The sequence below is a fragment of the Pseudomonas sp. D5(2026) genome (assembly GCF_057766845.1).
The window spans coordinates 5,201,159-5,220,865 of sequence record NZ_CM173421.1; the positions used below are offsets into that span (position 1 = coordinate 5,201,159).

15 protein-coding genes are annotated in these 19,707 nt (G+C 61.7%); 3 read left to right on the top strand and 12 right to left on the bottom strand.

The genetic code is table 11. The features are described 5' to 3' along the window. Positions 1-4 precede the first annotated feature (4 nt). The 5 genes from hutT to hutC form a co-directional block, all read right to left on the bottom strand. The gene (gene hutT, locus AC3B5Q_RS23995; RefSeq protein ID WP_028697521.1) at positions 5-1,408 is read right to left on the bottom strand and encodes an L-histidine transporter HutT; all 1,404 of its coding nucleotides are present in this window, start codon (positions 1,406-1,408) and stop codon (positions 5-7) included. A 157-nt stretch (positions 1,409-1,565) separates the two neighbouring features. Then, complete coding sequence (gene hutH, locus AC3B5Q_RS24000) at positions 1,566-3,098, bottom strand: histidine ammonia-lyase (protein WP_010955589.1); 1,533 nt, start codon at positions 3,096-3,098, stop codon at positions 1,566-1,568. Positions 3,099-3,205: 107 nt separating this feature from the next. Continuing rightward, complete coding sequence (hutU, locus tag AC3B5Q_RS24005; protein WP_021783725.1) at positions 3,206-4,879, bottom strand: urocanate hydratase; 1,674 nt, start codon at positions 4,877-4,879, stop codon at positions 3,206-3,208. Between the two features lie 394 nt (positions 4,880-5,273). After that, complete coding sequence (locus tag AC3B5Q_RS24010; protein ID WP_021783724.1) at positions 5,274-5,846, bottom strand: HutD/Ves family protein; 573 nt, start codon at positions 5,844-5,846, stop codon at positions 5,274-5,276. Then, the gene (gene hutC / locus AC3B5Q_RS24015) at positions 5,843-6,553 is read right to left on the bottom strand and encodes a histidine utilization transcriptional repressor HutC (protein ID WP_172402783.1); all 711 of its coding nucleotides are present in this window, start codon (positions 6,551-6,553) and stop codon (positions 5,843-5,845) included. Before hutC ends, AC3B5Q_RS24010 begins: the two co-directional genes overlap by 4 nt. Positions 6,554-6,697: 144 nt before the next feature. On the opposite strand from hutC, the gene AC3B5Q_RS24020 reads away from it, so the two are divergent. Continuing rightward, entirely contained in the window at positions 6,698-8,062 is a 1,365-nt protein-coding gene (locus tag AC3B5Q_RS24020) for a formimidoylglutamate deiminase (RefSeq protein ID WP_392472353.1), read from the top strand. A gap of 156 nt (positions 8,063-8,218) precedes the next feature. Here AC3B5Q_RS24020 and AC3B5Q_RS24025 read toward each other — a convergent pair whose 3' ends face one another. From AC3B5Q_RS24025 to AC3B5Q_RS24045, 5 genes are all read right to left on the bottom strand, one after another. Continuing rightward, on the bottom strand, positions 8,219-8,791 hold the full coding sequence (locus AC3B5Q_RS24025; RefSeq protein WP_021783721.1) for a lipocalin family protein: 573 nt from the start codon (positions 8,789-8,791) through the stop codon (positions 8,219-8,221). Further along, positions 8,788-9,042 carry an outer membrane protein assembly factor BamE domain-containing protein gene (bamE, locus tag AC3B5Q_RS24030; RefSeq protein WP_009681214.1) on the bottom strand — a complete coding sequence of 85 codons (255 nt, stop codon included), beginning with the start codon at positions 9,040-9,042 and terminating at the stop codon, positions 8,788-8,790. The genes AC3B5Q_RS24025 and bamE overlap by 4 nt, the downstream gene beginning before the upstream one ends. A gap of 227 nt (positions 9,043-9,269) precedes the next feature. Next, positions 9,270-9,866, bottom strand: coding sequence for a DUF924 family protein (locus AC3B5Q_RS24035; RefSeq protein WP_021783720.1), 597 nt, complete (start codon positions 9,864-9,866; stop codon positions 9,270-9,272). A gap of 3 nt (positions 9,867-9,869) precedes the next feature. Then, positions 9,870-10,880 (bottom strand): class 1 fructose-bisphosphatase, encoded by a 1,011-nt coding sequence (locus AC3B5Q_RS24040; RefSeq protein WP_003249230.1) that lies wholly within the window; start codon positions 10,878-10,880, stop codon positions 9,870-9,872. Positions 10,881-11,116: 236 nt separating this feature from the next. Then, on the bottom strand, positions 11,117-13,567 hold the full coding sequence (locus AC3B5Q_RS24045; RefSeq protein WP_021783719.1) for a glycogen/starch/alpha-glucan phosphorylase: 2,451 nt from the start codon (positions 13,565-13,567) through the stop codon (positions 11,117-11,119). 184 nt (positions 13,568-13,751) lie between these two features. Between AC3B5Q_RS24045 and AC3B5Q_RS24050 the strand changes: the two genes are divergently transcribed. After that, complete coding sequence (locus tag AC3B5Q_RS24050; protein WP_049870388.1) at positions 13,752-14,156, top strand: YkgJ family cysteine cluster protein; 405 nt, start codon at positions 13,752-13,754, stop codon at positions 14,154-14,156. A 120-nt stretch (positions 14,157-14,276) separates the two neighbouring features. On the opposite strand, the gene typA is transcribed toward AC3B5Q_RS24050, so the two are convergent. Both typA and thiI read right to left on the bottom strand, forming a co-directional pair. After that, complete coding sequence (gene typA / locus AC3B5Q_RS24055) at positions 14,277-16,097, bottom strand: translational GTPase TypA (protein ID WP_021783717.1); 1,821 nt, start codon at positions 16,095-16,097, stop codon at positions 14,277-14,279. A 128-nt stretch (positions 16,098-16,225) separates the two neighbouring features. Next, on the bottom strand, positions 16,226-17,680 hold the full coding sequence (gene thiI, locus AC3B5Q_RS24060; RefSeq protein WP_003249221.1) for a tRNA uracil 4-sulfurtransferase ThiI: 1,455 nt from the start codon (positions 17,678-17,680) through the stop codon (positions 16,226-16,228). A 616-nt stretch (positions 17,681-18,296) separates the two neighbouring features. On the opposite strand from thiI, the gene glnA reads away from it, so the two are divergent. After that, complete coding sequence (gene glnA / locus AC3B5Q_RS24065; RefSeq protein ID WP_021783715.1) at positions 18,297-19,703, top strand: type I glutamate--ammonia ligase; 1,407 nt, start codon at positions 18,297-18,299, stop codon at positions 19,701-19,703. Positions 19,704-19,707 lie beyond the last annotated feature (4 nt).

Sequence of the window (19,707 nt, forward strand, 5' to 3'; positions counted from 1 at the left end):
TTTGCTAGCGGTGCAGCTCGGCCGGCTCCGCTACCGGCTGGCCCCGCCCTGCACGCGGCTTGCACCACAGCAGGTAGGACGCCACCAGGAACACCACCCAGATCACGCCGACGATCAATGCCGCCTGGGTGTCCGGGAAGTAGCCGAGCACGCCAAAGATGAACACCATGAACGCAATGGCCATGGCCGGGCCGTATGGCCAGAACGGTACCGGAAACTTGAGCTGGGCCACTTGCTCGCGGCTCATGCTGCGGCGCATGGCTACCTGGGTGAGCAGGATCATCAGCCACACCCACACCGTGGCGAAGGTGGCGATCGAGGCAATCAGCAGGAACACATTTTCCGGGATCAGGTAGTTGAGCAATACGCCGATCAGCAGCGCAGCCCCCATCACCACGACGGTCATCCACGGTACGCCATGTTTCGACAACTTACTGAAACCGCGCGGGGCGTGGCCTTGCTGGGCCAGGCCATACATCATGCGGCCAGCGCCAAAGATGTCGCTGTTGATGGCAGAGATGGCAGCGGAAATCACCACGACGTTCAGCACAGCAGCGGCAGAGCCAATGCCCAGGTTGCTGAAGATCTGCACGAACGGGCTGCCCTGGCTACCGATCTGCGGCCATGGGTACAGGCACATCAGCACGAACAGGGTGAGCACGTAGAACAGCAGGATCCGTATTGGCACCGCGTTGATCGCTTTGGGAATGACGCGCTGCGGGTCTTTTGCCTCGCCGGCAGTGACGCCGATGATCTCGATACCGCCGAAGGCGAACATCACCACGGCAAACGACGCGATCAAGCCACCCACGCCGTTAGGCATGAAGCCGCCATGGTCGAACAGGTTGCTCATGCCCACGGCATGCCCGGTACCCACCTGGCTGAAACCGAAGGCCATGATGCCGAGGCCGGCCAGGATCATCGCCACGATGGCGCCGACCTTGAGCAGCGACAGCCAGAATTCCATTTCGCCGAATACCTTGACGTTGCACAGGTTGAGGCCGCCGATCAGGAAAACGATGCCCAACACCCAGATCCAGCGGGCTACCTCCGGGAACCAGAAGCCCATGTAGATACCGAACGCGGTGACGTCGGCGATGGCGACGATGACCATCTCGAAAGCGTAGGTCCAGCCGAGGATGAAACCGGCCATTGGGCCGAGGTAGGTCGTGGCGTAGTGGCCGAAGGAGCCGGCCACCGGGTTGTGCACGGCCATTTCGCCAAGGGCGCGCATGACCATGAACACTGCAGCGCCGCCAATCAGGTAGGCCAGCAGCACGGCCGGGCCTGCCATCTGGATGGCCGAGGCAGAGCCGTAGAAAAGGCCGGTGCCGATGGCGGAGCCAAGGGCCATGAAACGGATGTGGCGGGCACTTAGCCCGCGCTTGAGACCTTGAGCTTGTTGCATGTCACGTCCTTGAATTGTTTTTGTGGTCGTGAGATTGAGGGGCTGCTGCGCAGCCCATTCGCGGACAAGCCCGCTCCTACATGGATAGCGTTGCATATCGCAATTTGTGCAGGAGCGGGCTTGCCCGCGAAGGGCCGCCAAGCGGCCCCAAGGGGCATTACAGGCTTGGCAGCACACCCGCCGGCAGCAAGCCGGTCAGACTACCCTTGGCCAACAGGTCCACGGCCTTTTCGATATCCGGCGCGAAGAAACGGTCACGGTCGTAGTGCGGCACCTCGCTGCGCAGCGCCTGGCGCGCCTGCTCCAGCTTGGCCGAAGTCTTAAGGCCTTTGCGCAGGTCCAGGCCCTGGCAAGCGCCCAGCCATTCGATGGCCAGCACGCCACGGGTGTTTTCGGCCATTTCCCACAGGCGCTTGCCGGCCGCCGGGGCCATCGACACGTGGTCTTCCTGGTTGGCCGAAGTTGGCAGGCTGTCGACGCTGTGCGGGTGCGACAGGGCTTTGTTTTCGCTGGCAAGGGCGGCAGCGGTGACCTGGGCGATCATGAAGCCGGAGTTGACCCCGCCGTTTTCCACCAGGAACGGCGGCAGCTGGGACATGTGTTTGTCCATCATCAGCGAGATGCGGCGCTCGCTGAGCGAGCCGATTTCAGCGATGGCCAGGGCCAGGTTGTCGGCGGCCATGGCCACCGGCTCGGCGTGGAAATTGCCGCCGGAGATCACATCACCTTCGGCAGCGAACACCAGCGGGTTGTCCGACACGGCGTTGGCTTCGATGCCCAGTACCTCGGCGGCCTGGCGCAGCTGGGTCAGGCAGGCACCCATGACCTGCGGCTGGCAGCGCAGCGAGTACGGGTCCTGGACCTTGTCGCAGTTCTTGTGCGACAGCGACACTTCACTGGAGTCGCCCAGCAGGTCGCGGAAGCAGGCCGCGGTGTCAATCTGGCCACGCTGGCCACGCACTTCGTGGACACGCGCATCGAACGGCGAACGCGAACCCAGCGCAGCTTCGACGCTCAGGCCGCCGCAGGCGATGGCAGCGGCATACAGGTCTTCGGCCTGGAACAGGCCACGCAAGGCATAGGCGGTGGAAGCCTGAGTCCCATTGAGCAGGGCCAGGCCTTCTTTGGCGGCCAGGGTCAGCGGTTCGAGGCCGGCAATCGCCAGGGCTTCGGTGGCCGGCAGCCACTGGCCCTTGTAGCGAGCCTTGCCTTCGCCCAGCAGCACCAGCGACATATGCGCCAGCGGCGCAAGGTCACCGGAGGCACCTACCGAACCTTTCAGCGGGATGTGCGGGTAGACTTCGGCGTTGACCAAGGCAATCAGCGCGTCGATGACTTTGCGGCGGATGCCGGAGAAGCCACGGCTGAGGCTGTTGATCTTCAGCACCATGATCAACCGCACCAGGTCGTCATCCAGCGGCGCGCCGATACCGGCGGCGTGGGACAGCACCAGCGAACGCTGCAGGTTTTCCAGGTCATGGCTGGCGATGCGGGTCGAGGCCAGCAGGCCGAAACCGGTGTTGATGCCATAGGCAGTGCGGTCTTCGGCAATGATCTGTTCGACGCAGGCGACGCTGGCGTCGATGGCCGGCGCGGCGCTGGCATCCAGTTGCAGGCGCACGGGCGCGGCGTGAATCGCACGCAGCTGGGCCAGGGTCAGGGTGCCAGGCTTGAGGGTGAGTTCGGTCACTTTGCTACTCCAATCGCGTAGAGCCGCAGGCCCGTATCCAGGTGCCTGCGCACTCCTTCTTGTTGTTCAGTATCACCCCTTGTGGGGTGCGGTCCAAAGCGAGGCGATCAGCCAGTGATCATCGGCAGGTCCAGGCCCTGCTCCTTGGCGCAGTCGATGGCGATGTCGTAACCGGCATCGGCGTGGCGCATGACGCCTGTCCCTGGGTCATTGGTCAGTACTCGGGCGATGCGCTCGGCGGCCTCATCGGTACCGTCGCAGACGATGACCATGCCCGAGTGCTGCGAGAAGCCCATGCCCACGCCACCGCCATGGTGCAGCGACACCCAGGTGGCGCCGCCTGCGGTGTTCAGCAGGGCGTTGAGCAGCGGCCAGTCGGAAACAGCATCCGAACCATCACGCATGGCCTCGGTTTCGCGGTTCGGGCTGGATACCGAGCCGGAATCGAGGTGGTCACGGCCGATCACCACCGGTGCCGACAGCTCGCCGCTGCGGACCATTTCATTGAAGGCCAGGCCCAGCTTGGCGCGAAGGCCCAGACCCACCCAGCAGATACGTGCCGGCAGGCCCTGGAAGCTGATGCGCTCGCGGGCCATGTCCAGCCAGCGGTGCAGGTGGGCGTCGTCAGGGATCAGTTCCTTGACCTTGGCGTCGGTCTTGTAGATGTCCTCGGCGTCACCGGACAGCGCCGCCCAGCGGAACGGGCCAACCCCGCGGCAGAACAGTGGGCGGATATAGGCCGGGACGAAGCCTGGGAAGTCGAAGGCATTGGCAACGCCCTCTTCCTTGGCCATCTGGCGGATGTTGTTGCCGTAGTCGAAGGTCGGGATACCCTGCTTCTGGAAGTCCAGCATGGCCTGCACGTGCACGGCCATCGACTGTTTGGCGGCCTTGACCACTGCTGCCGGTTCGGTCTGCGCACGGTCGCGGTACTGCTCCCAGGTCCAGCCGGCAGGCAGGTAGCCGTTGAGTGGGTCGTGGGCGCTGGTCTGGTCGGTGACCATGTCCGGGCGCACGCCACGTTTGACCAGTTCTGGGAGGATTTCGGCGGCGTTGCCGTGCAGGGCGATGGAGATGGCCTTGCCTTCGGCGGTGTACCTGGCGATGCGTGCCAGGGCGTCGTCGAGGTCAGTGGCCTGCTCGTCGACGTAGCGGGTTTCCAGGCGGAAGTCGATGCGGCTCTGCTGGCATTCGATGTTCAGCGAGCAAGCCCCGGCCAGGGTCGCGGCCAGTGGCTGCGCGCCGCCCATGCCGCCCAAGCCAGCGGTGAGCACCCACTTGCCTTTCAGGCTGCCGCCGTAGTGCTGGCGCCCGGCTTCGACGAAGGTTTCATAGGTGCCCTGGACGATGCCCTGGCTGCCGATGTAGATCCAGCTGCCGGCGGTCATCTGGCCATACATGGCCAGGCCCTTGGCGTCCAGTTCGTTGAAGTGTTCCCAGTTAGCCCAGTGTGGCACCAGGTTGGAGTTGGCGATCAGCACGCGCGGTGCATTGCTGTGGGTCTTGAACACACCGACCGGCTTGCCCGACTGCACCAGCAGGGTTTCGTCGTCTTCCAGGCGGGTCAGGGTTTCGACGATCTTGTCGTAGCAGGCCCAGTTGCGCGCAGCGCGGCCGATACCGCCATATACCACCAGCTCTTTCGGGTTTTCCGCGACCTGTGGATCGAGGTTGTTCATCAGCATGCGCAGTGGCGCTTCGGTCAGCCAGCTTTTGGCGGTCAGCTTGTTGCCACGTGGGGCACGGATTTCAACGTCACGGTATTTGTTGTTGTCGGTCACGGGAAAGGTCCTCTGCGGTCGTCCGCGGGCGGGTATGTCGTGGTCAATATACAAACACACCTTTACTTGTATGTACAAGCATGGACAACCAAAATAATCGGACCTGTGCGCTCCTGGCTTGATTTTTGTGGCGGTGTCTAGAACGAGCGCCGCCCGCGCGGCGCATCGCGAGCTGCGCTCGCTCCTACGTTTGTTTCTGGCCAATTCGTCCTGTGGGATTTGCGCGCGAACGCTTTAGCGCATGGCTTGATGTCGCGTCTTGCAAACAAGGCGATCGCGCGCGTTGGCACAGGCGTTACTGGCCAGAAACAAACGTAGGAGCGAGCGCAGCTCGCGATGCGCCGCGCGGGCGGCGCTCGATCTCACAGGCGACAAAAACCTACAGGCGAACCCCTCAGCGCCCCACCAGCTCAATCAGGCAGAACCGCCCTTGAACATCCAGCCCCAGCAACTGGTCATTGCCTTCCAGCCGCAAGCAGTCATACAACCCCAACCGCTGTGTCTCGTGTCCGACGATAGTTACTTCGACCAGGCTGCTGGCAGCAAACAACAACACCGTCGACGCCGAGCTGTACACCCGGCTGGTGCCATCCAGCCACTGCAACCGCGCCCGATATCGCTGCGGCGAATAGATCAGGTTGAAATCGCGGATCGGCCCGCCCAGCAACTTGCAGCTGACCTGGTTCTCGCCGCTGAAGGCAAACGCATCGAACGCCAACAATGGCCGGCTGGCCTGGCCGTCGACCAGCAGCCGCATGCCGTCGCCCTGCAGCACGGTGATGATCCGTTGGTAACCGACGAAGGTTGAAAAGCCGCCCGACTCCTCGATATCGGCAATCGACAGACGCCAGCCAAAACCGTCCAGGCCCTCGCCGCTGTCGCGGGTGATCTCTTCGGTGAAACCGCCACCGTTCTTCCACGGCATGCGCGGGTAATCGTGCGCACGCATCAACAGCAGCTGACTCATTTACTGAAACGTCCTTCCAGGCGATGACGGGAACCGGGGTGGATCAGCCGTGCAGCGGTCACCGGCTGGCGACCGGACCAGGTGCGACGACGAATCAGCAGGCAAGGCTCGCCCGGCTCGATCTGCAACAGGCGGCATTCTTCCGGCTCGGCCAGGATCGCCTCGACCACGTGCTCGCCTTCGGTCAACGGCGCCACCTGGGACAGGTAGGCGTAGGGCGTCTGCCGGGTGAAATCCTGCTTGAGGTAGTCGGGGGCAATGGCCGCGTTAACGTAGCGGTCCTCGATCTGCACCGGTACGCCGTTCTCGAAATGCACGATCAGCGAGTGGAACACCCGCTGGCCTTCGCGCATGTCCAGGGCCAACGCCCGTTCGGAGCCAGCCGCTTCCTCGGCAAGTGTGATCACCTGGCAGCTATGCTGGTGGCCACGGGCGGCGATTTCGTCAGCGATGTTGTTGACCTCGAACAGCGCCGAACGGCCCTTGGGCTCGGCCACGAAGGTGCCGACCCCCTGCATGCGCACCAGCAGGCCTTCGGCGGTGAGTTCACGCAGGGCGCGGTTGATGGTCATGCGGCTGAAGCCCAACTCGTTGACCAGCTCGCTCTCGGAGGGTACCCGATGATGCGGCGGCCAGCTGCCGTTGTCGATCTGCTGGATGATCATCTGTTTGACCCGGGCGTAGAGCGGCGCCGGGCCCTCGCCCATCTGGGCAACCAGCGCGGAGACAGGAGGTGTCGGCACGGCGATGGATCCTTGTGCAAATGAAATGAGCGGTAGCTTGCCGCAGTTTACCCGGCAGGCAAACGCCTGTATATGTATATACAAGTTAACAATAACAGGATTCCACCGATGTCTGCCTACTTCGCCGAACGCGCCCTGCTACCTGCGGGCTGGGCCAGCCATGTGCGTATCGAGGTCGCCAGCGATGGCCATGTGGCCAGCATCGAGCCAGGCGCTTCGGCCGAAGGCGCCGAGCGCCTTGCCGGCCCTGTGCTGCCCGGCATGCCCAACCTGCACTCACATGCCTTCCAGCGCGCCATGGCAGGCCTGGCGGAAGTTGCCGGCAACCCCAACGACAGTTTCTGGACCTGGCGCGAGCTGATGTATCGCCTGGTCGGGCAGATCAGCCCCCAGCAGCTTCAGGTCATCGCTCGCCAGTTGTACATCGAGATGCTCAAGGCCGGCTACACCTCTGTGGCCGAATTCCATTACGTACACCACGACCAGGCCGGCAAGCCCTACGCCGACCCGGTCGAACTGTCGCTCCGCATCAGCGCGGCTGCGGCCGATAGCGGCATTGGCCTGACCTTGCTGCCGGTGCTGTACAGCCATGCAGGCTTTGGCGGCCAGGCGCCGAACGACGGGCAGCGGCGCTTCATAAACTCCACTGAACAGTACCTGCAGTTGCAAGCGCAACTCGCCCCGCTGCTGGCCGCGCAACCCGCGCAGCACCTGGGCCTGTGCTTCCACTCGCTAAGGGCGGTAACACCTGGGCAGATCGCCGAAGTGCTGGCGGCCAGCGACAGGCAGTGCCCGGTGCATATCCACATCGCCGAACAACAGAAGGAAGTTGACGACTGCCTGGCCTGGAGCGGCCTGCGCCCGCTGCAGTGGCTGTACAAGCACGTGGACGTGGACCGCCGCTGGTGCCTGGTACACGCTACCCATGCCGAACCGGACGAAGTAACTGCCATGGCCCGCAGCGGCGCGGTGGCCGGGTTGTGCCTGACCACCGAAGCCAACCTGGGCGACGGGATTTTCCCGGCAGTGGATTTCCTGGCACAGGGCGGGCGCATGGGTATTGGCTCGGACAGCCATGTGTCGTTAAGCGTGGTGGAGGAACTGCGTTGGCTGGAATATGGTCAGCGCCTGCGGGATCAACGGCGCAACCGCCTGTATCGCGGCGACCAGCCGATGGTCGGGCGCACGCTGTATGACGCGGCGCTGGGCGGTGGTGCGCAGGCGCTGGGGCAGGCGGTCGGTGAGCTGGCGGTGGGCAAGCGCGCGGACTGGCTGGTGCTCGATGGACAGGACCCGTACATCGCCATGGCGGAGGGTGACGCCATTCTCAACCGCTGGCTGTTTGCCGGTGGCGATCGCCAGGTGCGCGATGTGATGGTGAATGGGCAGTGGGTGGTACGCCAGGGGCGGCATGCGCAAGAAGAAGAAAGCGGGCGGGCGTTTACCGAAGTGTTGCGCGAGCTTTTGGGCTGAGTGTACCGGGGCTGCGTTGCAGCCCTTCGCGGGCAAGCCCGCTCCCACAGGTTGGACTGCCCCCCCAAAAAACGTCTTGTGGGCAGTCCAGGGCTCAGCGCAGAACCTGTGAGAGCGGGCTTGCCCGCGAAGGGTTGCAACGCAACCCCGAAAAACTCAGTGCATTTTTACTATTTGCTGATCGGACGCCCGCCAGATCAAGCGGCTGGTGTCATACCCCTGCTGCCGCGCCCTGGACAGCAGGTTCTCGCGCTCCCAGGCAGGCAGCGTCGGCGTACGCGACAATATCCACAGGTATTTGCGGTCCGGGCTGCCGACGATGGCCGTACGGTAGTGCTCGTCCACATAAAGAATCCAGTACTCACCCCGCGCCACGCCTGGCACCAGCTTGGTGAACCAGTTATCGAACTCGATCCACAGCTTGTCGGTGTGCCCTGGCTCCTGGATATTCGCATGCCCTTCGGCGCGTAGCCATTCATCACCCATGGTGCGGCAGCGGTTGAGCACGCCATAACTGCCATCAGGCTTGAGGTTGTAGTGGGCCTCGGACTGCTCGCAGCCTTCCTGATAGCGCATGGGCAGGCGCGCCAGCTCGTACCATTTGCCCTGGTAGCGCTTGAGGTCGACATGGCCGGCGGTTTTCGGTGCCAGCGGGTCGTGCGAGGAACCTGCACAACCGCCCAGCAGCAACGCCAGGCATACCCCCATCAGCAGGTACGCACGCCTCATTTGAGACCCTGCCCGGAATACATCAGCACCTTGTCAGCTGCGTACTGCACGCTGATGAAGCTCTTCTCGTCCCCCCAGGTGCAGCTGCTCATGCCCAACGCGCCAGAGCACTCGGTCGGCGTGCCGAGCAACTGCTCGACCTCGGCCTTGCTCATACCGGCCTTGATCTTGGAATAGTTTTCCTGGTTGATCTTGCTGCAGGCAGTCAGCACGACGCACAGCGACAACAGGGCGAGGGAACGCAACGACATGAAGGGACACTCCTGAAAGATGATACAGGCGAGTGGCCTGCAGTGACCTTCGACGTGAAAATCCCTCCCAGGTTCCCTGCCCCACCCCCTTTGCCCCTACACCATTGGTCGGATGGCCACTACTGTGCGATTAATCACAAAGCATTAGTCATGCGCACAATAAAAAAGGCCGCCCCTGTTGGAGCGGCCTTGCGTCGCGATGGCCTGCACAGCAGGCCCCTTGGGCGTCAGAAGCGAGACCCAGGCTCCAGCAAAAAGTCCATCTCTTCGCTGGTGCTCGGCCGCTCCAGCACCAGGTTGCGGTGCGGGAAACGCCCGAACCGGGCGATTACCCGCTGGTGCTGCTCGGCATAGTCGAGGAAACCTTCGAACAGCCGGCGGTTGGCCTCAGGCTGTTCATCCAGCAGCATTTGATAGCGTTCCACGCACAGGTTCTGCCAGTCCAGCACCTCGGCATGCTCCAGCACCAGCAGCACAAACACCCGCTGGATCGGCAGCAGCTGGTAGTCCCAGCCCTTCTGCAGGCCCTGCATGGCCACTACCTGGGCACGCCGATCGCCCTCGAAGGCGCGCGGCGTGTCGCGGTAGATCATGCGTGGCAGCTGGTCGAGCAAAATCAGCAGACCCAGCCAGCCCTGCGGGCTTTGCTGCCACTCGTCGAGCCCACCCGCCAGGGCGTGCTCGACCAGGTCGCCAAACAGCGCATGGGCGTCGGCATCGTAATGCTTGCCGAACCACAGCGTGCTCTTCTCGTCAGCCACGGCCTGGGCACTGGTGCCCCAACCGAACCACCACTCCAGCAACGGCTGCCAAGGTGCGAGCATGACTTACTCCTTGTGGTAGGCGGTGACGCGCTCGACCTCTTCCTTCGAGCCGAGGATCACCGACACGCGCTGGTGCAGGCTTTCTGGCTTGATGTCGAGGATGCGATCGTAACCGTTGGTGGAAGCGCCGCCGGCCTGTTCGATGATGAACGACATCGGGTTGGCTTCGTACATCAGGCGCAGCTTGCCCGGCTTGCTTGGTTCGCGGGCGTCACGTGGGTACATGAACAGGCCGCCACGGGTCAGGATGCGGTGCACGTCGGCCACCATCGAGGCGATCCAGCGCATGTTGTAGTTCTTCTTCAGCGGGCCGGTCTCACCTGCCAGCAGTTCGCCCACGTACCGCTGTACCGGTGCTTCCCAGTGGCGCTGGTTGGACATGTTGATGGCGAACTCGGCGGTAGTTTCCGGTACGCGGATGTTTTCGTGAGTCAGCACGAAGCTGCCCAGTTCACGGTCCAGAGTGAAGCCCTTGACGCCGTTGCCCAAGGTCAGGATCAGCATGGTCTGTGGGCCGTAGATGGCATAGCCGGCAGCAACCTGCTCGGTACCTGGCTGCAGGAACGCTTCTTCGTTGAGGCTTTCGTTCTGGCTCAGGTACTGGTTAGGGCAACGCAGAACCGAGAAGATGGTACCGACCGAGACGTTGACGTCGATATTCGACGAACCGTCCAGCGGGTCGAAGACCAGCAGGTAGGCGCCTTTCGGGTACTTGCCCGGGATCTGGTATGCGTTGTCCATTTCTTCGGAAGCCATGCCAGCCAGGTGACCGCCCCACTCGTTGGCTTCCAGCAGGATATCGTTGGAAATCACGTCAAGTTTCTTCTGGACCTCGCCCTGCACGTTTTCAGTGCCCATGCTGCCCAGCACACCACCGAGGGCGCCTTTGGATACGTGATGGCTGATTTCCTTGCACGCACGCGCTACCACTTCGATCAGGAAGCGCAGATCGGCAGGGGTATTGTTGCTGCGGGTCTGCTCAATCAGATAGCGACTCAGGGTAACGCGGGACATGTATGGCTCCGAACGGATTGGGGGATGAAAACCCCCGCAGTTTACAGGGAGAGTGGCGGGCTAGCGAGTGATGAGACTCGCCACGGCTCTCAGACGGCACAATAGGTCGGTAGTTCAGCGCGCGCCAGGCCGGTGGTCTGGTTGTGGGGCCATTCGCGGGCGCGCCCTCCCCCACAGGTTGATGAGGCCCCTGCAGGAGCGGGTTTACCCGCGAACAAGCCAGCATGGGCGCTGCATCAATCCAGCGCCTTCCAGATCTCGGTCGCATACTCACGGATAGTCCGATCCGACGAGAACCAGCCCATCCGCGCAGTATTGAGCACCGCCTTGCGCCACCACTCCTGCGGCGTATGCCACAGTTCCTCGACCTGCCGCTGGGCATCCCAGTAGGCATCGAAATCGGCGCACACCAGGAAGCGGTCGTAGGCGATCAGGCCGTCGATCAACCCGGTGTAACGAGAGGGGTCATCTGGCGAGAACACACCACTGCGAATAGCCTGCAACACATCGCTCAAGCGGTTGGAAGCGGCTATGGCAGCGCTGGCACCAAAGTCACCGGCACGCTTGCGCGTTTCAACCTGCTGCGCGGTCAGGCCAAAGATGAACATGTTGTCGGCCCCCACCTGTTCGCACATCTCCACATTGGCGCCATCCAGGGTGCCAATGGTCAGCGCACCATTGAGGCCGAACTTCATGTTGCTGGTACCGGACGCTTCGTAACCCGCGGTGGATATCTGCTCGGAAAGGTCCGCCGCCGGGATGATGCTCTCGGCCAGGCTGACGTTGTAGTTGGGCAGGAACACCACCTTCAGCAGGCCGCGCACCGTCGGGTCGTTGTTCACCACCCGGGCGATGTCGTTGGCCAGCTTGATGATCAGTTTGGCCTGGTGGTAACTGGCCGCAGCCTTGCCAGCGAAGATCTTCACCCGTGGCACCCAGTTGGTGCCAGGGTCATTGCGTATGGCCTGGTACAGTGCAACGGTGTGCAGCAGGTTGAGCAACTGGCGCTTGTATTCGTGAATGCGTTTGACCTGAACGTCGAATAGCGCCTCGGGGTTGACCGTGACGCCGATGCGATCCTGAATGATGCTGGCCAGGGCACGCTTGCTGTGCAGCCGCTGGGCAGCGAACTGCTTGCGAAAACCGGCTTTGTCGGCGAACGGCACCAGGCCCGCCAGCCGCGCCTGCGGGTCGTCCTTGAGTTCCGGCCCAAGCGCCTCGACCAGCATCTCGGTCAGCTGCGGGTTGGACTGGTATAACCAGCGGCGGAAGGTAATGCCATTGGTCTTGTTGTTGATGCGTTGCGGGTAGAGCTTGTGCAGCTCGGAGAATACCGTGCTCTTCATCAATTTGCTGTGCAGCGCCGACACGCCGTTGACGCTGTGCGAGCCAAGAAACGCCAGGTTGCCCATGCGCACCCGTCGGCCGTTGTCTTCCTCGATCAGCGAAACCGCGCGCAGCACGTCGAAGTCGTGCAGGCCTTTGGCGCGCAGGCTGTCAATGTGGTAGGCGTTGATCAGGTAGATGATCTGCATGTGCCGCGGCAACATGCGCTCCATCAGCGCTACCGGCCAGGTTTCCAGGGCTTCTGGCAACAGGGTGTGGTTGGTATAGGCGAGCGTACCGACGGTCAGCTCCCAGGCCTTTTCCCAAGGCACTTCGTGCTGGTCCACCAGCAACCGCATCAGCTCCGCCACCGCAATCGAAGGGTGGGTGTCGTTTAGCTGGATGGCCGCTGCATCAGGCAGGTTGAGCAGGTCCTTGTGCATGTTCAGGTGACGCCGCAGCAAGTCCTGCAGCGAAGCCGAGACGAAAAAGTACTCCTGGCGAAGGCGCAGTTCCTGACCGGCCTCGGTACTGTCGGCTGGGTAAAGCACACGCGAAATGCTCTCGGCACGCGCCACTTCAGCCACCGCCCCCAAGTGGTCACCGGCGTTGAAGCGCTCCAGGTGCAACTCTTCCAGCGCACGCGCACGCCACAGACGCAGGGTGTTGACGCTGGATCCGCGCCAGCCGACTACCGGCGTGTCGTAGGCCACCGCCCGCACCGTCTCGCCAGGCCACCATACCTGGCGCTGGGCACCGCTTGCATCGTGGACCGTTTCGACGCTGCCGCCAAAGCTGATCGGGTAGATCACCTCGGCGCGCTCGAATTCCCAGGGGTTGCCGAAATCCAGCCAGTTTTCGGTCTGTTCCTGCTGCCAGCCATCGACCACGGCCTGACGGAACAGCCCGTGCTCATAGCGGATGCCGTAACCATGGGCAGCGATACCCAGGGTAGACATGCTCTCCATGAAGCACGCTGCCAGACGGCCAAGGCCGCCATTGCCCAGCGCGGCGTCCGGTTCGAGCAGGCGAATGCGCTCAAGGTCCACATCCAGCCCCTCCAGAGCATCGCGCGCGATGTCCAGCAGGCCCAGGTTGCTCAGGCTGTCGTACAGCAAGCGGCCGATGAGAAACTCCAGGGAAAGGTAGTAGACCCGCTTCTGGCTGCGTCGATAAGCCTGCCGGGTGTGATCCATCCAGTGATCGACCATGTGATCGCGTGCAGCCAGGGCAATCGCTTCGAACCAGTCATGGTCGAAGGCATGCTCGGGGTCCTTGCCGACCGCGTAGGTCAGCTTGTTCAGTACAGCGGCACGAAAATCCGCGACTTCGGCGTCACGTGCTTTGGGTTCCTGGGACATGCGGCATCCTCGGGCAAGTTGACGAAAGCGGAGGGAGAGTGATGAGACTAGACCCTTCGACAGGGAGCGACAGTTACGGTTCGCAGTTTTCATGCCCACTCTGCGATTCCGGCAAAAGGTTGTTCATAAATTGAACAATTCCGGTATCATCGCGCGCCCCAAGACCGTGATCCACCCTATAAAGATGAAAACGACCCTGATCGCCGCCGCCGAAGTCGACCGCCTGGAGACTTGGCAGCGCTACGCCAGCCACATGTGCCACGGCTGCCATTCGACCTGCTGCACCCTGCCGGTAGAGGTGAAGATCAAGGATCTGATCCGTATCGGCGTGGTCGACGAGTTCGAAAAAGACGAACCACCCAAGAACGTGGCCAAACGTCTGCAAAAAGAAGGCATCATCGAGCGCTTCAACCAGAAGTCGGGGATCTTCACCCTGACCCGGATGAGCAACGACGACTGCATGTACCTGGATCGTAAAAGCCGCCTGTGCACCATTTATGACAAGCGTCCGGATACCTGCCGCAACCATCCCAAGGTCGGGCCGCGGCCGGGGTATTGCGCCTACAAGCCCAAGGTGGTTGGGCGCTGACCGTCAGCCGGTTCTGGCCTCTTCGCGGGCTTGCCCGCGAAAGGACCAACACAAATCCTGCAGACAAAAAAACGCCCCCGGCCTTTCGACCGGGGGCGTTTTTATTCAGCCTGAGCTAACTCAGTTCTTGGCTTTCTTGGCTGCGCGGGTACGCTCGCCTTCGTCCAGGATCTTCTTGCGCAGACGGATCGACTTAGGAGTCACTTCGCACAGCTCGTCGTCCTGGATGAATTCCAGGGCCTGCTCGAGGGTGTGGCGAACTGGCGGTACCAGGGCGATGACTTCGTCTTTGCCCGAAGCACGCATGTTGTCGAGCTTCTTGCCTTTGGTCGGGTTCACGCCCAGGTCGTTGTCACGGCTGTTCAGGCCGATGATCTGACCGTTGTAGATCTCCTGGCCGTGTTCAACGAACAGCTTGCCGCGAGCCTGCAGGGTTTCCAGCGAGTAGGTCAGTGCCTTGCCGGTCTCGACCGAAACCAGTACGCCGTTGAGGCGGCCGGACATCTGGCCCGACTTCATGGTGTCGTAGCGATCGAAGATCGAGGTCAGGATGCCTGCACCGTTGGTCAGGGTCAGGAACTGGTTACGGAAACCGATCAGACCACGGGCTGGAATGTTGTACTCCAGACGAACGCGGCCCTTGCCATCCGGAACCATGTTGGTCAGGTCGCCTTTACGCAGCCCCATCTCTTCCATGACCTTGCCCTGGGATTCTTCAGGGATGTCGATGGTGACGTTCTCGAACGGCTCCTGCTTCACGCCGTCGACTTCGCGGATGATCACTTCAGGACGGCCCACGGCCATTTCGAAGCCTTCACGACGCATGGTTTCGATCAGCACCGACAGGTGCAGCTCACCACGGCCCGAAACCTTGAACTTGTCAGGGGAATCGGTTTCCTGAACGCGCAGGGCAACGTTGTACAGCAGCTCCTTGTCCAGACGGTCCTTGATGTTACGGCTGGTGACGAACTTGCCTTCTTTACCGCAGAACGGCGAGTCGTTGACCTGGAAGGTCATCGAAACAGTCGGCTCGTCAACAGTCAGCGGCTTCATCGCTTCTACCGCATCCGGGGCGCACAGGGTGTCGGAGATGAACAGCTCATCGAAACCGCTGATGCAGACGATATCGCCAGCCTGGGCTTCTTCGACGTCAACGCGGTGCAGACCGTGGTGACCCATCAGCTTCAGGATACGGCCGTTACGCTTCTTGCCGTTGGTGTCGATGGCGACAACCGGGGTGTTCGGCTTGACGCGACCACGGGCGATGCGGCCAACACCGATAACGCCGAGGAAGCTGTTGTAGTCCAGTGCGGAGATCTGCATCTGGAACGGGCCTTCGCGGTCAACAGACGGTGCTGGTACGTTGTCGATGATCGACTGGTACAGCGCGGTCATGTCTTCGCCCATGGCGGTGTGGTCCAGGCCGGCAATGCCGTTCAGGGCCGAGGCGTAGACCACTTTGAAGTCCAGCTGTTCGTCGGTGGCACCGAGGTTGTCGAACAGATCGAAGATCTGGTCCAGAACCCAGTCAGGACGCGCGCCTGGGCGGTCAACCTTGTTGATCACGACGATTGGCTTCAGGCCGGCTTCGAAGGCCTTCTTGGTCACGAAGCGGGTTTGCGGCATCGGGCCGTCCTGGGCGTCGACCAGCAGCAGCACGGAGTCGACCATCGACATTACACGCTCAACCTCGCCACCGAAGTCGGCGTGGCCGGGGGTGTCAACGATGTTGATGTGGTAGCCGTTCCAGTTGATGGCGGTGTTTTTCGCCAGAATGGTAATACCGCGCTCTTTTTCCTGGTCGTTGGAGTCCATGACGCGCTCGTCGTTGAGCTCGTTACGCTCCAGAGTGCCGGACTGACGCAGGAGTTTGTCGACCAGAGTGGTTTTACCATGGTCAACGTGGGCGATGATGGCGATGTTACGCAGATTTTCGATCACAAGTGTATCTCGATCAGAGGATTCGGTTGCCGCCCAGTGTAGGCGGCCAATATGTACTGTTTAAGGCTCAGCGGGCCCGGCGGTCGGGAGGGCGATGGCGAATACTGCCGCCATACAGCCCCGGCATCTTATGTCGGACGATAAACACGCACATTGGCATGTCCCTCACTGAGCAGGTGGTGTGCGTGCAAACGGCTCATCACACCCTTGTCGCAATACAGCAAGTACTGGCGCGTAGGGTCCAGATGCTTGAACTTGCTGTTGATGGCGTAGAACGGCATGGCCTGGACCTCGATACCTTCCAGCACCAGAGGTTCGTCTTCCTGGGCATCGGGGTGGCGAATGTCGATGACGATCTGGCCAGGCAGCGCCTCGGCCACTTCCTCGATTTCAATGTCCTTGCCCAGCTCATCGATCACATGATCGATGGAAATGAACTTGGCGCGCTCAAGAGCGCGCTCCAGTACGGCCATGTCGAACTGTTTTTCTTCGTGCTCCATGCGGTGACGCTTGGCATGGGTGGTCGGGTTTACCGAGATCACGCCGCAGTATTCCGGCATGTGCTTGGCAAAGTCCGCGGTACCGATTTCGGTGGCCTGGTCGATGATGTCCTGCTTGTGGCTGGCCAGCAGCGGGCGCAGCACCAGCTTGTCGGTGGCCGAGTCGATGATCGACAGGTTCGGCAAGGTCTGGCTGGACACCTGGGAAATCGCTTCGCCTGTCACCAGCGCGTCGATCTGCAGGCGGTCGGCCATATGGGCGGCGCCTCGCAGCATCATGCGCTTGAGTGTCACGCCCATGTAGCTGTTGTCGACCTTGTTGAGGATTTCGCCAACCACTTCTTCGAACGGCACGCTGATGAACAGTACACGCTGGCTGCTGCCGTACTTCTTCCACAGGTAGTGGGCCACTTCCATCACGCCCAGCTCGTGGGCACGGCCGCCGAGGTTGAAGAAGCAGAAGTGGGTCATCAGGCCGCGGCGCATCATCTGGTAGGCCGCAACGGTGGAGTCGAAACCACCGGACATCAGCACCAGGGTCTGCTCCAAGGCGCCCAGCGGATAACCGCCGATGCCGTTGTGCTGGTTGTGGATCACGTACAGGCGCTGGTCGCGGATTTCGATGCGCACCAGCACTTCAGGCTTTTTCAGCTCGATCCCGGCGGCGCCACACTGCTGGCGCAGTTGGCTGCCGACATAACGGTCGACATCCATCGAGGTGAAGTCATGGTGGCCACCGCGCTTGCAGCGCACGGCGAAGTGCTTGCCGGCCAGCAGGTGGCCGAAGTGGTGCTTGCACTTGGCGACGATGTCGTCGAAGTCCCCCAGCGGGTATTCCTCAACCTGCAGGAAGTGGGTGATACCCGGCGTGCAGGTGAGGCGTTCGATCATCTCGCGCTGGACTTTTTCGTCTTCGACGCGGGTAACCACTTCGAGATTGTCCCAGACACCATCTACCGCGAGCTCAGGGTCGAGATCCTTGAGCACGTTGCGGATGTTCTTGCCAAGCTGGCGGATGAAGCGCTTGCGCACCGGCCGGCTTTTGATGGTGATTTCTGGGAAGACTTTGACGATAAGTTTCATTGGTTAACAGCGCGCGCAGGGCCTGCCGAAAATGAGGGGCGCGAATTATATCGGAAATTGCTCAGGATTTGACCAACTTTTGATCAGAAGCTTTGAGATAAATGTCAGAGCCGGATTTTTTGGTGCCCGTGAGACCGAGCGCCGCCCGCGCGGCGCATCGCGAGCTGCGCTCGCTCCTACGTCTGTTTCGGGCCAGTTACGCCTGCGACAGGCGCGCGCGACCGCCTTGTTTGTACGACGCGATATCGCGCCATGCGCCAAGGCGTTCGCGCGCAAATCCCCCAGAAATAATTGGCCCGAAACAGATGTAGGAGCGAGCTTGCTCGCGATGCGCCGCGCGGGCGGCGCTCGGTCTCACGGGCACCACAAAAACCAAGGCGTGCACCCTAATGGTGCGCCACCTCCAAAATTCGCATCTTAAGAGTGCACTTTCTCAGCCTACCCCAACGCCAAATGCCCGCAAACGCCCCCTTTTATCCCAACCTCGCCATTTTCGGGCACTGGCATGCAATTTGCTCCCTTGTGAGGCAGGTAAGCTTGGCCGACTATCCGCGCCCGGCAACACCCTTTTTCCAGGGCAGCGGCCCACCGCGCTCTAGACCATCCGGAGGACAACATGTCGAAGTCGGTTCAACTCATCAAAGATCATGACGTCAAGTGGATTGATCTGCGTTTCACGGACACCAAAGGCACTCAGCACCACGTGACCATGCCGTCGCGTGATGCGCTGGACGAAGACTTCTTCGAAGTCGGCAAGATGTTCGACGGTTCCTCCATCGCTGGCTGGAAAGGCATCGAAGCCTCCGACATGATCCTGATGCCGGTTGACGAAACCGCCGTTCTGGATCCGTTCACCGAAGAGCCAACCCTGATCATTACCTGCGACATCGTCGACCCGTCGAGCATGCAGGGCTACGATCGCGACCCACGTGCAATCGCCAAGCGCGCCGAAGAGTACCTGAAGAGCACCGGCATCGGTGACACCGTATTCGCCGGCCCAGAGCCTGAGTTCTTCATCTTCGACGAAGTGAAGTTCCAGTCGGACATCTCCGGCTCGATGTTCAAGATCTTCTCCGAGCAGGGCTCGTGGATGACCGGCGCTGACGTGGAAGGCGGCAACAAAGGCCACCGTCCAGGCGTGAAAGGCGGCTACTTCCCGGTTCCGCCGTTCGACCACGACCACGAAATCCGTACTGCCATGTGCAACGCTCTGGAAGAAATGGGCCAGACCGTTGAAGTTCACCACCACGAAGTGGCGACTGCCGGCCAGAACGAAATCGGCGTCAAGTTCAACACCCTGGTGAAGAAGGCTGACGAAGTACAGGCGCTGAAATACGTCGTGCACAACGTTGCCGACGCTTACGGCCGTACCGCCACCTTCATGCCGAAGCCACTGTACGGCGACAACGGCTCGGGCATGCACGTGCACATGTCGATCTGGAAAGACGGCAAGAACACCTTCTCGGGTGAAGGCTATGCCGGCCTGTCCGACACCGCTCTGTACTTCATCGGCGGTATCATCAAGCACGGTAAGGCCCTGAACGGCTTCACCAACCCGTCGACCAACTCCTACAAGCGTCTGGTTCCAGGCTTCGAAGCCCCGGTAATGCTGGCCTACTCGGCTCGCAACCGTTCCGCCTCGATCCGTATTCCTTACGTTGGCAGCCCGAAAGCCCGCCGTATCGAAGCACGCTTCCCGGACCCATCGGCCAACCCGTACCTGGCCTTCGCGGCCCTGCTGATGGCTGGCCTGGACGGCATCCAGAACAAGATCCACCCAGGCGACGCGGCCGACAAGAACCTGTACGACCTGCCGCCAGAAGAAGCCAAGAACATCCCGCAAGTGTGCGGCAGCCTGAAAGAAGCTCTGGAAGAGCTGGATAAAGGCCGTGCGTTCCTGACCAAGGGCGGCGTGTTCTCCGACGACTTCATCGATGCCTTCATCGAGCTGAAGAGCGAAGAAGAAATCAAGGTCCGCACCTTCGTACACCCGCTGGAATACGAGCTGTACTACAGCTGCTGATCTG

What these genes read in the sequence shown, in the direction of transcription:
- hutT (WP_028697521.1), bottom strand. Translation starts at nt 1,408, where the DNA reads ATGCAACAAGCTCAAGGTCTCAAGCGCGGGCTAAGTGCCCGCCACATC.
- AC3B5Q_RS24010 (WP_021783724.1), bottom strand. Translation starts at nt 5,846, where the DNA reads ATGAGTCAGCTGCTGTTGATGCGTGCGCACGATTACCCGCGCATGCCG.
- hutC (WP_172402783.1), bottom strand. Translation starts at nt 6,553, where the DNA reads ATGGGCGAGGGCCCGGCGCCGCTCTACGCCCGGGTCAAACAGATGATC.
- AC3B5Q_RS24020 (WP_392472353.1), top strand. Translation starts at nt 6,698, where the DNA reads ATGTCTGCCTACTTCGCCGAACGCGCCCTGCTACCTGCGGGCTGGGCC.
- AC3B5Q_RS24025 (WP_021783721.1), bottom strand. Translation starts at nt 8,791, where the DNA reads ATGAGGCGTGCGTACCTGCTGATGGGGGTATGCCTGGCGTTGCTGCTG.
- bamE (WP_009681214.1), bottom strand. Translation starts at nt 9,042, where the DNA reads ATGTCGTTGCGTTCCCTCGCCCTGTTGTCGCTGTGCGTCGTGCTGACT.
- AC3B5Q_RS24035 (WP_021783720.1), bottom strand. Translation starts at nt 9,866, where the DNA reads ATGCTCGCACCTTGGCAGCCGTTGCTGGAGTGGTGGTTCGGTTGGGGC.
- AC3B5Q_RS24040 (WP_003249230.1), bottom strand. Translation starts at nt 10,880, where the DNA reads ATGTCCCGCGTTACCCTGAGTCGCTATCTGATTGAGCAGACCCGCAGC.
- AC3B5Q_RS24045 (WP_021783719.1), bottom strand. Translation starts at nt 13,567, where the DNA reads ATGTCCCAGGAACCCAAAGCACGTGACGCCGAAGTCGCGGATTTTCGT.
- AC3B5Q_RS24050 (WP_049870388.1), top strand. Translation starts at nt 13,752, where the DNA reads ATGAAAACGACCCTGATCGCCGCCGCCGAAGTCGACCGCCTGGAGACT.
- thiI (WP_003249221.1), bottom strand. Translation starts at nt 17,680, where the DNA reads ATGAAACTTATCGTCAAAGTCTTCCCAGAAATCACCATCAAAAGCCGG.
- glnA (WP_021783715.1), top strand. Translation starts at nt 18,297, where the DNA reads ATGTCGAAGTCGGTTCAACTCATCAAAGATCATGACGTCAAGTGGATT.